We start from the raw sequence: 15982 nt of genomic DNA, 5'->3' as shown, positions 1-15982 counted from the left end.
TTTGTTAAGATGTGTGGTTTGCAACTCGCATACTAATTCCTTCACCAGATACTAAGTTGGATACCGTCTATGGATCAAAATCCGCAGTCACAGCTAAAACAACTTGTCATTAAAGGCAAGGAACAAGGCTATCTGACCTACGCAGAAGTAAACGACCACCTGCCAGCAGAAATCGTAGATTCAGAGCAGGTCGAAGATATCATTCAGATGATCAACGATATGGGCATCCGAGTAGTAGAAACTGCTCCAGATGCTGATGATCTTGCACTGAATGACGACGATACAATCACCGATGAAGATGCAGCAGAAGCTGCAGCTGCTGCGCTATCTAGCGTAGAAAATGAGATCGGCCGCACCACAGACCCAGTACGTATGTACATGCGTGAAATGGGTACTGTTGAACTATTGACTCGTGAAGGCGAGATCGATATCGCAAAGCGTATTGAAGATGGTATTAACCAAGTTCAAAATGCAGTGGCAGAGTATCCGGGCACTATCCCATACATTCTTGAGCAATTTGATAAAGTTCAGGCAGAAGAGCTACGTCTAACAGACCTAATCACTGGTTTTGTTGACCCAGATGCAGATGAAACAGCAGCACCAACTGCAACACACATCGGTTCTGAGCTTGCAGAGTCTGAGCTTGAAGACGAAGACGCGGAAGATGAAGAAGAAGATAGTGATGACTCTGAAGAGGAAGAAGAAGATACAGGTATCGATCCTGAACTTGCTCTTGAGAAGTTTACCGCACTACGCAACACTTTCCAGAACTTCCAGCTAGCGTGTAACGAATACGGTAACGAAAGCCCGAAAGCGCAAATCGCTCACGAGCTTGTATTAGACGTATTTAAAGAGTTCCGTCTGACACCAAAACAGTTTGACTACCTGGTTGAAGAACTACGCACTTCAATGGAACGCGTACGTACTCAAGAGCGCCTAATCATGAAGGCTTCAGTTGAGTACGGTAAGATGCCGAAGAAGTCTTTCATTACTCTGTTTACAGGTAATGAGTCGAGCGATGCATGGCTAGATGAAATCCTGGCGTCTGACAAACCATACGCAGAAAAGATTCGTCGTAGCGAAGATGACATTCGTCGCTCGATTGCCAAACTGAAAGTGATCGAAGAAGAGACGTCTCTAACTGTTCAAAACATTAAAGACATCAGCCGTCGTATGTCTATCGGTGAAGCGAAAGCTCGTCGTGCGAAGAAAGAGATGGTTGAAGCGAACTTACGTCTGGTAATTTCTATTGCTAAGAAATACACCAACCGTGGTCTACAGTTCTTGGATCTTATCCAGGAAGGTAACATCGGTCTGATGAAAGCAGTAGATAAGTTTGAATACCGTCGTGGTTACAAATTCTCGACTTACGCAACTTGGTGGATCCGTCAGGCGATCACTCGCTCGATTGCAGACCAAGCACGTACGATTCGTATTCCGGTACACATGATCGAAACGATCAACAAGCTTAACCGTATCTCTCGTCAAATGCTGCAAGAGATGGGTCGTGAGCCTCTACCGGAAGAACTGGCAGAACGCATGCAGATGCCAGAAGATAAGATCCGTAAGGTACTTAAGATCGCTAAAGAGCCAATCTCAATGGAGACACCAATCGGTGACGACGAAGATTCGCATCTAGGTGACTTTATCGAGGATACCACTCTAGAACTACCACTAGACTCTGCAACAGCAACAAGTCTGAAAGTGGCAACTAAAGATGTTCTGGCTGGTCTGACGCCTCGTGAAGCAAAAGTACTGCGTATGCGTTTCGGTATCGATATGAACACTGACCACACTCTAGAAGAAGTTGGTAAGCAGTTCGACGTTACTCGTGAACGTATCCGTCAGATCGAAGCAAAAGCGCTACGTAAGCTACGTCACCCAAGCCGTTCAGAGACTCTGCGCAGCTTCCTAGACGAGTAAGTAAATTCGTATTTTTGCTACAATCGGTTAAAAGGTGGGCTAAAGCTCACCTTTTTTATATCTTAATGATTTAAGTGGATAAAAACTAAGCGCATTTATCCCTCTTACTGGCTAGACAGCTAGATCCTCATCCCCTATAATCATTGCCCTATATGGCCCCTTAGCTCAGTGGTTAGAGCAGTCGACTCATAATCGATTGGTCCGCAGTTCAAGTCTGCGAGGGGCCACCATATTCGAAAAGCCTGATGAAGAAATTCATCAGGCTTTTTTCGTTCTGGGTGGCAGCTGGGCTAAATAGCAAAAGGCCTGAGAGCGATGACGCTTTCAGGCCTTTATCATTGCCAGCAATTATGTTCGACTCAACTAGAAACCTTTTGCTTTCTTAATTAAGTCGTAAGCATTCTGTATCTCTTGAGCTTTCTCTTTAGCAACATTCATCATCTCTGGAGGCAAGCCTTTTGCCATCAGCTTATCTGGGTGATGTTCATTCATAAGCTTACGATAAGCACGCTTAACGCTCTTCGCATCGGCACTACTATCAACACCTAGCAGTTTATAGGCATCACTCAATTGATCCGCTGTTGATGCCTGCTGCCAATTGCCGCCTGACTGGTTAGAATAACTGCCACCGCCCTGACCGCCAAAACCACCCTGTTGGAATCGGAATGCTGCTTCTTGCATGCGTAAACGCTGCTCTAGCTGTTCAGATGAAAAGCCCAGTCCACGTGCTATCTTATGTAAAACATTACGCTCACTTGGGTGAACATCTCCATCGGCAAAGGCTGCAGAGATCTGTAGCTCAAGAAAGAACTGCATTAAGTCGAAACGTCCACCAGCAGAAATGCGCACACGCTCTAATACCGTTTCTAGCGGGAAGTCGCTCTCTTTACCTTCACGGAATGCATCCTGAGCCGCTTTACGTTGTTCACCATGCAAACTCATTCTATCCATCATAGTGCTGGCAAGTTGAATCTCTTCACGCGTCACCTGCCCTTTCGCCTTAGCAACATGACCCATAACCGCAAAAGCAGCTTTAAAGAACTCTTCCTGGCGCTCAGCCTGACTTGGACCGCTGCCAAAGCCACTATTGAAACCTGCCTGGCGCAGACGTCGGGCTTTATCGAATTGGTGCCCTAAAAATAAACCGAATACTGCACCAAAGGCTCCTCCAAACAAGAAACCAAAAAATGTGCCGAGAATTTTGCCGAAAATATGCATTATGTGCTCTCAATCTCTGAATTTTTTCTTCACGAAGCGGTCTGATAGTGCCGTAAGCTGTAAATTACTTTATTATAAGGACCGTTTTATTTTACATTCGGTCACCTATTCACCGGATATATCAAGTTCAACAGGATAGTAAAACTCGATGTTACGTTTTCCACGCACCTTGTTAGCCGCTTCAATCAGTGCTGCTTTTGTAGTGCCTCAGACTCAAGCAGAAACTATGTTAGACGATAGTGTGCAGGAACTGCCCGCTATAGATCAATGTTTGATCAACGAACCTGAGCCAGATAACCCAAATCAACTACCCGTTAATGTAGAAGCGGACAGCTTAGAAGCCATAAACGGTGATAAAGCAACCTACCGCGGTAATGTTGTGGTGGTACAGGGTAAAAAACGCATGCAGGCAGACAACGTAACCCTGCATCAGCAAGATAATATTGTTGTTGCTGAAGGTAACGTTACCTTTAGCGATGGCGAAGTCAAAACAATTTCTGACAAAGCGACCAACAACCTCACCACAGAGGAAGTGACGTTAGAGAACACCAACTACCAGTTCCTGTGTGAACCTGGTCGTGGTGAAGCTGTTTATGTGGCTAAAACCGGCAAAGCTGTCTACGAGATTGAAGACGGCACCATCACTTCATGCCCTGAAGGCGATAGTTCATGGCGTATGCGTGCTTCAAGCATAGATATTGATCAGAACGAAGAAGAAGCAACCTTCTACAATCCACGCTTTGAAATCGTCAATGTACCAGTGTTTTATCTGCCCTTCCTGACGGTACCAATCGGTGATACACGTAAAACGGGTTTCCTCTATCCGACTGTCTCGTACGGTTCAAGTGACGGCTTCGAAATGGAAGTTCCTATTTACTGGAACTTAGCGCCAAACTACGACCTTGAAACGACACTAAAGTACATGCAGGAACGTGGTACTCAGTTAAACAGTGAACTTCGTTTTCTCTCTGATTTCGGTTACAGCACACTAAAATCTGAATACCTGCCAGACGATAAAAAGTATCCAGAGTATGGTGACCGCTGGGGCTTCCAATTTGAGCATAGTGGTATCTATCAAGAAAACTGGAAGTTTACTGCCGACTACTCCAAAGTCAGTGATATTCGTTATTTCACCGATCTGGACTCAAGCATTGGTAACAAAGAGGACGGCCAGTTAATCCAGGAAATGGAAGCGACTTACCGTTCTGATAACTGGGATGCGTCCTTATTAGCGAGAGATTTCCAAGTATTAACAACCAGCAATAACTTACCATACCGATTACTGCCACAGTTGGAGTTTAACTATTACGCGCCTGAACTGATGCGCTATCTAGACTTTGATATGATCAGCCACGTTTCTCGTTTCGATACCGATGCGGAAGGTAAACCATCAGCGACTCGCGTCCATGTAGAGCCGGGCTTAACTGTGCCAATTGGCACTACCTGGGGTACCTGGACCACGGAAGCAAGGCTGCTTGGTACATATTACCAACAAGAGCTAGATGGTGTTGATACATCATTCAATGATAGTGATGGAGATGGTAGCAACGATAACCCTTACTATGGCTTAGAAAAAAGTGTTTCTCGTGTGATTCCTGAATTCCGCACTCATGCAGGTGTAGTGTTGGAACGTGATACGACAATCTTCGATAACTATACACAAACTCTCGAACCTCAGGTTCAGTACCTGTACGTACCAAAGAAAGACCAGAGCAATATTGCTAAATACGACACCACCCTACTACAGACTGATTACTACGGTTTGTTCCGCAGTCGTAAATACAGTGGTGTTGACGAGATTGCCTCTGCGAATCAGGTTAGTTACGGTGCATCAACCCGTTTCTTTGATGATGCCCTGAAAGAGCGTTTAAATATCTCGTTCGGTCAGATCCTTTATATTGATGCTAAGCAACGTGTCGATTCACCCTCGGAGTCCCCATCCAACTTTTCGGCTTGGGCTGTAGAAATGGACTTCAACTATGACGATTACCTGTTCTACCACGGTGGTATTCAATACGATATCGACACCAGTGAAGTGCAATTAGGTAACAGTACCCTTGAGTATCGCTTTAATGGCGGTTATATCCAGGGTAACTATCGTTACGTAACTAAGAACTATATCGATAATACCGTTGATTTCAATATCGACAGTATTACAGTTGATGGCATTTCTCAGGCGGGCCTATTGGCTGGTTATCAGATATCACCTAAGTGGAATGCCAGTGGTCAATACTTCTATGATCTAACCACAGATGAAGCGTTGGAATGGTTAGCTCGCCTTAACTACACCTCAGACTGTTGGTACATTGGCTTTACCTATAGTAAACAGCTTCAGAGTTGGAATGGCGATTATATCAATACCACTACAGCGACACCGAACTACGAGAACAACTTCAGCCTTAACTTCGGTATCATAGGCTTTGGTACTAAAATCGGTGCTGGTTCTGGTTTAGCAGGGCTAGATAGTGCTGGTAACTCATTAGGTTACGGCCGCCCATTCTTCTTAAACAACTAATTCAATAGCCTGCTGTCTAACTCAGCAGGCTAAATATATTTTTATAGGTTCTTGAATGAGATTTTGGAAACACGCGCTACTTGCTCTCTGTGCCACCAGCACTTTGAATACAGCACACGCAGAGCCAGTAGCATTGGATAATATCGCGGTCATCGTCAACAGTGGTGTCGTTCTACAGAGCGATATTGATACCTCGTTAAAAACACTAAAAGCCAATGCCAAGAAGAGTGGTCAGTCTTTACCTTCTGAGCAAGTACTCAGAGAGCAAGTCACAGAGAAACTGATTGTTGACACCATTCAACAGCAAGAAGCTCAGCGTATTGGTGTACGTATTGATGACAACCGTTTGAACGAAGCAATCGAAGAGATCGCACGTAACAATCAGCAAACAGTAGAACAGTTGAGTGCTTCTATCGCTCAGGAAGGTCTGAGCTACGCAGAGTTTCGTGAACAAGTTCGTAAAGAGATTGCAGCCAGCGAAGCGCGCAATGCTCTCGTTCGTCGTCGCATTAATATTTTGCCTGCCGAAGTGGACAATCTGGCCAATATTTTAGCCAAAGAGACCAATGCGACAGTGCAGTACAAAATTGGCCACATTCAATTACGTGTCAACGATGGTGACGATAAATCGGCAATTGAAAAACAAGCCCAGCAATTGGTCGAAAAGCTAAAAGAGGGTGCTGACTTCAGTACTATGGCTTACACCTACTCTAAAGGGCCTAAAGCACTGCAAGGCGGTGATTGGGGATGGATGCGTAAAGAAGAGATGCCAACGATCTTTGCGGACCAGATCAATCTGCAAAACAAAGGCAGCATTATTGGACCATTCCGCAGTGGTGTAGGCTTCCACATCCTTAAAATCGAAGATGTAAAAGGTTTAGAAACGGTTGCGGTAACTGAAGTTAATGCACGCCATATTCTGATTAAACCAACGGTGATCTTAAGTGATGAAGGTGTTCAGAAAGATCTTAAAGAGATAACCCAACGCATTAAGTCAGGTAAAGCGACCTTTGCCGAAATGGCGCAACAATACAGTCAGGACCCAGGCTCTGCTGCTCAGGATGGTGAATTAGGCTATCAGACGTCTGAAATCTATGTTCCTGAATTTAAACATCAGGTAGATACTCTGCCTGTTGGCCAAATCAGTGAACCATTTAAAACCGTCCACGGCTGGCACATCGTTGAAGTGCTCGATCGTCGCGAAGTCGATCGCACTGATTCAGCATTAAAGAACAAAGCTTACCGTATTCTGTTCAACCGCAAGTTCAACGAAGAAGCTAGCGCATGGTTACAAGAAATCCGTGCCAGTGCCTACGTAGAAGTGATTCAGGACGACAGTCAAGATGAGCGTTAAACGCATTATAGTCACCGCTGGTGAGCCAGCGGGAATTGGCCCTGATTTGGTTCTCGCTCAATCGAAAGAGAGCTGGGCGCACCAGATCGTTGTCTGTGCAGATAAAGCAATGTTGGCTGAGCGTGCTAAACAGTTAAACATTGATGTTGAGTTGATAGATTATCAACCTGACTTGCCAATTACCGCTCAGCAAGCTGGTTCATTGGTTGTTGACCATATCCCTTTAACCAATCCGGCGACTGCTGGACAATTGGATGAAGCGAATGGTCACTACGTGCTAAAAACGCTAGAAAGAGCCGCATTAGGCTGTATGAATGGCGAATTTGATGCTATTGTCACCGGCCCTGTTCATAAGGGGGTGATTAACCGCGCTGGCGTTGCATTTAGTGGCCATACAGAGTTCTTTGCTGAGAAATCTAACACGCCACTTGTTGTCATGATGTTAGCGACTGAAGGTTTGCGTGTCGCGTTAGTGACAACACACATCCCATTAGCTTATGTATCAAAGGCTGTGACTGAGGAAAGGCTAGAACAGATCATCAATATCCTGCATAAGGATCTGGTTGAGAAGTTTGCGATAACCTCACCTAAAATCTATGTATGTGGCCTAAATCCACATGCGGGAGAAGACGGCTGTCTCGGTAGAGAAGAGATTGAAACCATCACTCCAACATTAGAAAAACTGCGTCAGAGCAAAGGGTTCGACTTAATCGGTCCTTTACCAGCAGATACCATTTTCAATGAAAAGTATCTGGATGAAGCGGATGCAGTACTTGGGATGTACCATGATCAGGTACTTCCAGTATTAAAATATAAAGGTTTTGGCCGCTCAGTGAATATCACGTTAGGCCTGCCATTTATCAGGACCTCCGTTGATCACGGCACCGCACTTGACCTTGCAGGGACAGGTATTGCGGACACAGGAAGCTTCCGAACGGCTTTAGCTCACGCAATTGAGCTGGTCGATAAGAAATCGAATTAACTTGAGAATACTATGAGAAACGATGTCCACTTAGGGCACAAGGCGAGAAAACGCTTTGGTCAAAACTTCCTTAACGATCCATACATCATTGATGGAATTGTCTCTGCTATTAACCCTAAACCAGGTCAGAATCTCGTAGAGATCGGCCCTGGTCTTGGCGCAATTACTGAGCCTGTTGGTAAAGAAGTCGACAAGTTTACCGTTATTGAACTTGACCGTGACCTTGCGGAACGTCTGCGTAATCACCCGGATCTCGGTGATAAGCTGACGATTCACGAAGGTGACGCGATGCGCTTTGACTTTACTCAACTGGTGAAGCCAAATAACAAGTTACGTATCTTTGGTAACCTGCCATACAACATCTCGACACCATTAATGTTCCACCTATTTGAATTTCATAAAGATATTCAGGACATGCACTTTATGCTGCAAAAAGAGGTGGTAAACCGTTTGGCGGCAGGTCCGGGCACGAAAGCTTACGGCCGCCTTACCGTAATGGCTCAGTACTTCTGTAAAGTCGTTCCTGTACTAGAAGTGCCACCAACCGCATTTGTTCCGCCACCTAAGGTAGATTCGGCAGTAGTCCGACTCGTACCTTATGAGAACCTTCCTCACCCAGCGACTAGCCTGAAATGGTTAGACCGTGTTTGCCGTGAAGGTTTCAACCAACGCCGTAAAACAGTACGTAACTGCTACAAAGCGTTACTAAGCACTGAAACTCTAGAAGAGCTTGGAGTTAATCCGGGAATGCGCCCAGAGAACCTGACTCTTGAGCAGTTCGTTGCAATGGCAAACTGGTTAGATGCTAACCACAAGTAATTTCGACTAATATAAAAGGTGATAGGTCATTGGCTTATCACCTTTCGACTTTACATAGGAGTTAATATGGAAGCTGCCCCTTGTATAAAAGTCCAAGTCCACACCAAATATATCCCCGACCAATCTCATCCGGATGCAAAGCGCTACGTCTTTGCCTATATCATCACTATCAAAAACCTTAGCCAACAAGAGGTACAACTCATGTCCCGACGCTGGTTAATTACAGACTCTAACGGCAAACAAATGACCGTTGAAGGTGAAGGTGTAGTAGGTCAACAACCGGTTATTGCTGCAAATGACGAGTACACGTATAACAGTGGTACCGTCATCGAAACCCCTGTCGGCGTTATGCAGGGCCAATACATAATGCACGATTCCAGTGGACAGGAGTTCATTGCTGAAATTGAACCTTTCAGACTGGCTATTCCAAACATCTTAAACTAGGAAATCACTTTGGCGACATATATTGTCGGTGACCTACAAGGTTGCCTCGATGAACTGCTACTGTTACTCGATAAAGTCAATTTCGATAGCAAAAACGACTCTCTCTGGTTAGCAGGAGATCTGGTTGCTCGAGGCCCACAATCTCTTGAAGTGCTGCGATTTGTCCGCTCTCTGGGTTGTAGTGCTAAAGTGGTACTCGGCAATCATGACCTGCACCTACTCGCCGTTTCACTCGGACTGTTTAAAGTTAAGAATAAAGATAAAACAGCACCAATCCTAGCTGCCGAGGACAAACAGCAATTGCTGGATTGGTTACGCCATCAACCTCTGCTCGCTGAACATGATGAGTTTGTTATGTGCCATGCGGGAATATCACCGCAATGGTCACTGGCTCAAGCTCGTCATGCAGCTCAGGAAGTGGAAGCTATCTTGCGTGGTGATAACTGGCCCTGGCTTATCGAGAATATGTACTCCAATCAACCTGACCTATGGTCTGATTCTCTTGAGGGTATCGAGCGCTACCGTTATACCATTAATGCTTTCACCCGTATGCGTTTCTGCGATTCAGAAGCTCGTCTGGACATGGAGTGTAAGCTGCCTCCCAAGCAAGTCACAGACTCGACATTAACCCCTTGGTTCAAAGTGAAACAGAGAACCAAACTAGAGAAAACAGTACTATTTGGTCACTGGGCAGCTCTAGAGGGATATGAAGGAGAAGAGGTCATTGGCTTGGATACGGGATGTGTCTGGGGCGGAAAGCTAACCATGTTACGCTGGGAAGATCAGCGGTTCTTTACGCAAGAAGCGTTAGCGAGTAACGAGTAACGAGTAACGAGTAACGAGTAAATTTTTAAGGTTTGACGCCATGTGCCAAACCTTTTCTTTTAAACTCAGATAATTAAATAGAAGCCAACACTGCCTACAACTTTAGACTCACTCATCACAAACTACCTCTCGAAGGACGAAGTCCGATCTAAATTCTCGCAGGGCGAAGCCCGATCTCGAAGAGAAGCGTTCTAGCTGGGCGAGCCCAGTCTCATCACTATCTTTCTAAAACCACGAAACGCATATCATAAGCGTTCTTTTCATCGGCCTGATAAGTTTCACAATGAACCTCTTTAAACTCACTACTCCAGGCAGGGAACTGGGTATCACCGTCCACTTGGGCGTCAATATGCGTCACATACAGCTTATGTGCTTTTGCTAGACAGGCTTGATAGATAGTACCACCACCAATGATCATAACTTCTTCGACATCGCCTGCGGCAGAGAGTGCTTCTTCAATAGAAGTCACCGTCGTTACACCTTCAATAACAAGAGAAGCATCGCGGCTGATCACTATATTTGCTCTACCAGGTAAAGGGCGGCCGATAGATTCATAAGTTTTACGCCCCATCACCACTGGCTTGCCCATCGTACAACGCTTGAACCACGCGAAGTCAGCGGGAAGGTGCCAAGGCATCTGATTATCTTTACCTATGATGCGGTCGTTTGCCATCGCGGCAATCATACTAATGATCATTCTATAACTCTCCTGTACACCTAAACGATCGGTTTTCGGCGATAGAATAGCAATCCAGGCATAGCTAAGCCAACTGCTAATCCTGCAATAATAAACATTGCCTTAAGGAAATTTTCCATCAACATGGCTACCAGCTCAGGTGAATAGCCGCGATGATTAAGTTCCACTAAAGCGATCATCGCTTTAAAGGCAAATACACCTGGCACCATAGGAATCAATGCCGCTACTGTGAATACTTTTGGATGCGCTAGAAACCTTGCAGACCAATGAATACCAACCATGCTCACCAGCATAGCGGCGAAAAATGTCGCCCACTCGATCGGAATCCCATAATGCATCATTAGATAGCGAGAGCCGTGGCCGATCGCTCCACCCAGAGCGCAGTACACCAAAGCTTTTTGCGGCACATTAAATACCAGAGCAAATCCAACAGCTGGGATCGCAGCAAACAACATATCGTTTAGCAAGCCAAGTATAAGATCGAAAGAGATCATACAACCCACCCCCATACGCCCACTAAGCTCATTGCAGCAACAATCCCCAAGCTAGTAGCCAAGGTAAGTAAACTGGCCATCACAAAGCGAGCAATTCCCATATTGATATAGCCCTTTAGCATATCTGCAACTGAGTTGATCAAAGGGAAACCTGGAACAAGCATCAAAACTGAAGACGCCATAACAAGTGAGGGAGAGTTACCGAGCTGATAAATAACCGCTTGAGCAGAAATCACCGTGGTCACAAAAGCAGTGGCAGTAAAGTTCATTAATGGATTGAAATGGCGATGACCAATCTCTTGACGTACGACCATCCCAACAGAAGAAGCAAGAAAAGTCATAGCAAAAACGACCCAATCTCCTCCAGCTAAATGACTGAATGCAGCACATGACAGGCCTATCATAAACACTACTAACCAGCGGTTATAACGCTCAGGACTGATTTTATCGAGCTTCTTCTGTGCCAGCGGGTAATCGATGATACCTCGTTCGAGCATGATGCAGATGCGCTGCACTTGGGTAACAGCCCACATATTGATACCACGATCCGGACAGCGGCGAGCTGTCGTAATGCAGTGCTCTTGATAGACAGTAGTGACTACCAGAGAACTGGCTGACAGCGACACTTCGACTTCATCCATACCTGCCGCCAAACCGAAGCGACGCATAAGGTCGCCAACTAACGTGCTCTCAGCGCCATGCGCGAGTAACATTTGCCCTGCCTGGGCGATTAAGCGAGAAACTGCTCGCTGTTTAGATGCCATGATTCTACTCTACTCCTTTATACCAATAGGAATAATTACCTGTTCATTCCTGCTGGTTAAAATCACTCATAACCAGATGATAGACTTTGCATTTAAATCAGCTTGTTAGCTGTCATCCATACTACTCTCTGAGTGATTTTCCCTACTCAACAACCCAAACACCGAGTCTTGATGACTGATATTGAACCTGAGTATTTTGCGTCGAAACTTACGTCAATGATTTGATTTAGACACAAAAAAGCCGCAATAGATATTGCGGCTATGAATATTATGCACTGTTATTCGCGGACGTAGACAACATGACCGTCATCTTCTTCATCGTCCCAATCATCCCAGTCATCATCATCTTCAGTGATAACGTCTTTACCAGCGATCGCATCTTTATGGTAGTCATCCCACATAAAGTCGACTTTCTCTTCTTCAGAGATCTCTTCTTCTTCGCGAGGTAGTTTTTCCATAAAGTCAGCAAGCTTGTAACACAACTCTTTTGTGCCTTGCTTGTTAACAGCTGAAATCTTGTAGTAATCCTCTTCCCAACCTAATGCGTCAAGAATATTTTGGATCACTTCGTTCGCTTCTTCTTCAGGCATAAGATCAACCTTATTGAAGATCAGCCAACGCGGCTTATCAGCTAGCTTCTCACTGTACTGCTCTAGCTCATCAATGATGGTTAAGGCATTTTCAACAGGATCACTTTGATCGATAGGCATAATGTCGATCATGTGTAAAAGCACACGACAACGTTCTAAGTGCTTCAGGAAGCGGATACCAAGACCTGCACCATCGGCTGCGCCTTCGATAAGTCCTGGGATATCTGCGACAACGAAGCTCTTTTCCGGAACCACACTAACGACACCAAGACTTGGGATCAGTGTAGTAAACGGGTAGTCCGCCACTTTAGGTTTAGCCGCTGACACTGCGCGAATAAAGGTAGATTTACCCGCGTTAGGTAGACCAAGCATACCCACATCAGCAAGCAGCAATAGCTCTAAACGAACTTCGCGAATCTCACCTTTTGTACCTAGCGTCTTTTGGCGAGGCGCGCGGTTTACTGAAGATTTAAAACGCGTGTTACCTAAACCGTGCCAGCCACCTTTCGCTACCATGATTTTCTTACCATGCTCAGCGACTTCAGCAACGATCTCATTTGTGTGGATATCAACAGCACGTGTACCTACTGGAACGCGAAGAACTTTGTCCTTACCACGCTTACCAGTACAGTTACCACCACGGCCATTTTCACCACGTTCCGCTTCATAGAAGCGTTGGAAGCGATAATCAATCAGGGTATTAAGGTTTTCATCAGCCTGGATGTAAACATCACCGCCATCACCACCGTCACCGCCATCTGGACCGCCTTTCGCAACGAATTTCTCACGCCAGAAACTCACTACACCGTTACCGCCATCACCGGCTTGAACTTTTACTACCGCTTCATCAACGAATTTCATCTCTTACTCCGCATTGGGTGCGTTGCAAATATCATCTCAAACTCCACCAAGAGCGATGAAGTGAATGATATAAATTCTAGCAGATTCCATTTTCAGATCGATCACCTTGATCTTCGATCGTTCTGCCACTGATACCAACCAGAATAGACATCTGGTCACCGATTTATCCCGATTGGTATTGGAATATATAATGAGGGACTTTTTTCAAAGTGCCTTAGTATCTATTCCTATCGCCATAAATAAAAAACCCCGCCGAATCGGCAGGGCTTTTGAATTCAGCTTTAAAGCTAATAATTAAACGAGTTGTCTAATTACTCAGCTTCGATGCTAACGAATTTACGGTTTTTAGGACCTTTCACTTCGAATTTCACTTTACCTTCAGTAAGAGCGAAAAGAGTGTGGTCTTTACCGATACCAACGTTAGTGCCAGCGTGGAACTTAGTACCACGTTGACGAACGATGATGTTACCTGCAAGAACAGACTCACCACCGAAACGCTTAACACCTAGACGTTTGCTTTCTGAATCGCGGCCGTTACGAGTAGAACCACCAGCTTTTTTGTGTGCCATTGTTAAACTCTCCTAATCGATTAAGCGTTGATACCAGTGATTTTCACTTCCGTGAACCACTGACGGTGACCTTGTTGCTTACGAGAGTGCTTACGACGACGGAACTTAACGATTTTAACTTTATCGCCACGACCGTGTTGTACTACTTCAGCAACTACTTTACCGCCCTCTACTAGAGGAGCACCAACTTTAATGTCTTCACCGTTAGCAACAAGAAGAACTTTATCAAATTCAACAGTTGCACCAGTTTCAACGTCTAATTTCTCTAAACGAAGAGTTTGACCTTCGCTTACACGGTGTTGTTTACCACCAGATTGGAAAACAGCGTACATATCTTACTCCGCTTTTTCCGCACAGCCGTATGCTTATTTTTGAGCATTAAGGGTGTGCGCTAAACTAATCATCAATAGGGCGCAGATTCTACAGAAAGGTCGCACCTATGACAAGCCATATTTTGAAAAAATTGGCGAAAAGCTAATCGCCAATGAAAAGTGCCCAGATGATGCCCTTTAACCATGTATTAATCAACGTTTTTTAGTGTATTATTCAGCGATTAAAGTAGATAAGAATACCTTACTAGTTCTAACCTCAGCCGGATTTACAATGGATTTTAAAGCTATCCAAGCACTCACCGCCGATGACATGGCAAAAGTGAACGAAACAATTCACGCTCAACTTAACTCTGATGTATCTTTAATCAATCAACTTGGTTTCTACATCGTTAGTGGTGGCGGAAAACGTATCCGTCCTTTACTTGCCGTTTTATCGGCAAGAGCGTTAGGTTATCAGGGAGAGGCTCACACCACAGCTGCGGCCTTTATTGAGTTCATTCATACTGCAACCTTACTGCATGATGATGTCGTCGATGAATCCGACATGCGTCGTGGCAAAGCAACCGCCAATGCAGCCTTCGGAAACGCTGCCAGTGTATTAGTTGGTGACTTTATTTACACTCGCTCATTTCAGATGATGACAGAGCTAGGATCATTAAAGATCCTTAAGCTAATGAGTGATGCGGTAAATGTGATTGCTGAAGGTGAGGTTCAGCAGCTGATGAACTGCAATGATCCTGACACGACAGAAGAAAGCTACATGCAGGTTATCTACTCTAAAACTGCACGTCTGTTTGAAGCGGCAACACAGATTGGGGCTATCCTAAATGAAGCGCCAGCAGAGGTAGAGTTAGCACTACAAAACTATGGTAAGTATCTTGGTACTGCATTCCAGCTCATCGACGATGTGATGGATTACACTTCCGATGGCGAAGAGATGGGCAAAAACGTTGGTGATGATTTAGCAGAAGGCAAACCAACTCTTCCTCTACTCTACGCAATGGAACACGGTACCGAAGAACAGACCCAAATGATTCGTGAAGCGATTGAAAAAGCAAACGGAATGGAACGCCTCAACGACATCCTGGCCACAATGGAAGAGACAGGTTCACTTGAATACACTCGTAAAAAAGCGTATCAGGAAGCTGATAAAGCAATCGCTGAGCTGGATGTATTAGACGATTCGGTTTACAAACAGGCGCTGATTACACTGGCGCACATGTCTGTGCACCGCTCTAGTTAAGCCAAAGCACAAATACAACAACGGGAACCTTTCGGTTCCCGTTTTCTCTTCTGATGAAGAGCTTATTCCAGAGCAGCATAACGAAGGTAAGCTTGACGCGATATTGCGCGGCCACTCATTATCTTTGAGTTCTCCGCAACACCTACCCACCTAATAAAGCTAGCAGTAATATTCGCTTTACCATAACAAAATTAAATAAATTGCGAGCCAGGCATTTCAAATATGAAACCATTTGAAACTGTTACAGCTCTATTTATCTCGTCACAATAGCGTCATCGCTTCGTCACCAATTTCTCATCTAGCTGCAGCCACTCTGTCATCTCATTTTTCTATTCTCACAACGAAAACAGCC

General features: G+C 45.1%; 15 protein-coding genes and 1 tRNA gene. 9 read left to right on the top strand and 7 right to left on the bottom strand.

Going from position 1 to position 15982, the window contains the following annotated elements:
- The first annotated feature begins 69 nt into the window (after positions 1-69).
- Together rpoD and RH46_RS12715 are read left to right on the top strand one after the other, a co-directional pair.
- Positions 70-1923, top strand: coding sequence for an RNA polymerase sigma factor RpoD (rpoD, locus tag RH46_RS12720; RefSeq protein ID WP_006879878.1), 1854 nt, complete (start codon positions 70-72; stop codon positions 1921-1923).
- 154 nt (positions 1924-2077) lie between these two features.
- Positions 2078-2153: transfer RNA gene (locus tag RH46_RS12715), tRNA-Ile, on the top strand.
- 133 nt (positions 2154-2286) lie between these two features.
- Here the strand turns inward: RH46_RS12715 and djlA are convergent.
- Complete coding sequence (gene djlA, locus RH46_RS12710) at positions 2287-3141, bottom strand: co-chaperone DjlA (protein WP_006879877.1); 855 nt, start codon at positions 3139-3141, stop codon at positions 2287-2289.
- A 148-nt stretch (positions 3142-3289) separates the two neighbouring features.
- Between djlA and lptD the strand changes: the two genes are divergently transcribed.
- The 6 genes from lptD (at position 3290) to RH46_RS12680 (ending at position 10080) form a co-directional block, all read left to right on the top strand.
- Entirely contained in the window at positions 3290-5656 is a 2367-nt protein-coding gene (gene lptD, locus RH46_RS12705) for an LPS assembly protein LptD (protein ID WP_006879876.1), read from the top strand.
- 55 nt (positions 5657-5711) lie between these two features.
- Complete coding sequence (gene surA, locus RH46_RS12700) at positions 5712-7010, top strand: peptidylprolyl isomerase SurA (RefSeq protein ID WP_006879875.1); 1299 nt, start codon at positions 5712-5714, stop codon at positions 7008-7010.
- Positions 7000-7992, top strand: coding sequence for a 4-hydroxythreonine-4-phosphate dehydrogenase PdxA (pdxA, locus tag RH46_RS12695; protein WP_006879874.1), 993 nt, complete (start codon positions 7000-7002; stop codon positions 7990-7992). The genes surA and pdxA overlap by 11 nt, the downstream gene beginning before the upstream one ends.
- A 12-nt stretch (positions 7993-8004) precedes the next feature.
- Positions 8005-8811 carry a 16S rRNA (adenine(1518)-N(6)/adenine(1519)-N(6))-dimethyltransferase RsmA gene (gene rsmA, locus RH46_RS12690; protein ID WP_006879873.1) on the top strand — a complete coding sequence of 269 codons (807 nt, stop codon included), beginning with the start codon at positions 8005-8007 and terminating at the stop codon, positions 8809-8811.
- A 66-nt stretch (positions 8812-8877) separates the two neighbouring features.
- The gene (gene apaG, locus RH46_RS12685; RefSeq protein ID WP_006879872.1) at positions 8878-9255 is read left to right on the top strand and encodes a Co2+/Mg2+ efflux facilitator ApaG/CorD; all 378 of its coding nucleotides are present in this window, start codon (positions 8878-8880) and stop codon (positions 9253-9255) included.
- Between the two features lie 9 nt (positions 9256-9264).
- Complete coding sequence (locus RH46_RS12680; protein WP_006879871.1) at positions 9265-10080, top strand: symmetrical bis(5'-nucleosyl)-tetraphosphatase; 816 nt, start codon at positions 9265-9267, stop codon at positions 10078-10080.
- A gap of 217 nt (positions 10081-10297) precedes the next feature.
- On the opposite strand, the gene folA is transcribed toward RH46_RS12680, so the two are convergent.
- From folA to rplU, 6 genes are all read right to left on the bottom strand, one after another.
- Entirely contained in the window at positions 10298-10777 is a 480-nt protein-coding gene (gene folA / locus RH46_RS12675) for a type 3 dihydrofolate reductase (protein ID WP_006879870.1), read from the bottom strand.
- Positions 10778-10797: 20 nt separating this feature from the next.
- Positions 10798-11271, bottom strand: a complete 474-nt coding sequence (locus RH46_RS12670; RefSeq protein ID WP_006879869.1) for a threonine/serine exporter family protein — start codon at positions 11269-11271, stop codon at positions 10798-10800.
- Positions 11268-12035: a threonine/serine exporter family protein gene (locus RH46_RS12665; protein ID WP_006879868.1), complete on the bottom strand. Its 768-nt coding sequence runs from the start codon at positions 12033-12035 to the stop codon at positions 11268-11270. Before RH46_RS12665 ends, RH46_RS12670 begins: the two co-directional genes overlap by 4 nt.
- 278 nt (positions 12036-12313) lie before the next feature.
- Complete coding sequence (cgtA, locus tag RH46_RS12660) at positions 12314-13486, bottom strand: Obg family GTPase CgtA (RefSeq protein WP_006879867.1); 1173 nt, start codon at positions 13484-13486, stop codon at positions 12314-12316.
- A gap of 311 nt (positions 13487-13797) precedes the next feature.
- Positions 13798-14055 carry a 50S ribosomal protein L27 gene (gene rpmA, locus RH46_RS12655; RefSeq protein WP_004409945.1) on the bottom strand — a complete coding sequence of 86 codons (258 nt, stop codon included), beginning with the start codon at positions 14053-14055 and terminating at the stop codon, positions 13798-13800.
- Between the two features lie 20 nt (positions 14056-14075).
- Positions 14076-14387: a 50S ribosomal protein L21 gene (rplU, locus tag RH46_RS12650; protein WP_000271393.1), complete on the bottom strand. Its 312-nt coding sequence runs from the start codon at positions 14385-14387 to the stop codon at positions 14076-14078.
- A 271-nt stretch (positions 14388-14658) separates the two neighbouring features.
- On the opposite strand from rplU, the gene ispB reads away from it, so the two are divergent.
- Positions 14659-15630, top strand: a complete 972-nt coding sequence (gene ispB, locus RH46_RS12645) for an octaprenyl diphosphate synthase (RefSeq protein WP_006879864.1) — start codon at positions 14659-14661, stop codon at positions 15628-15630.
- Positions 15631-15982 lie beyond the last annotated feature (352 nt).

This window comes from Vibrio brasiliensis LMG 20546 (genome assembly GCF_000189255.1).
Taxonomy (GTDB): Bacteria; Pseudomonadota; Gammaproteobacteria; order Enterobacterales; family Vibrionaceae; genus Vibrio; species Vibrio brasiliensis.
This window is presented reverse-complemented; position numbering and strand designations above follow the sequence as displayed.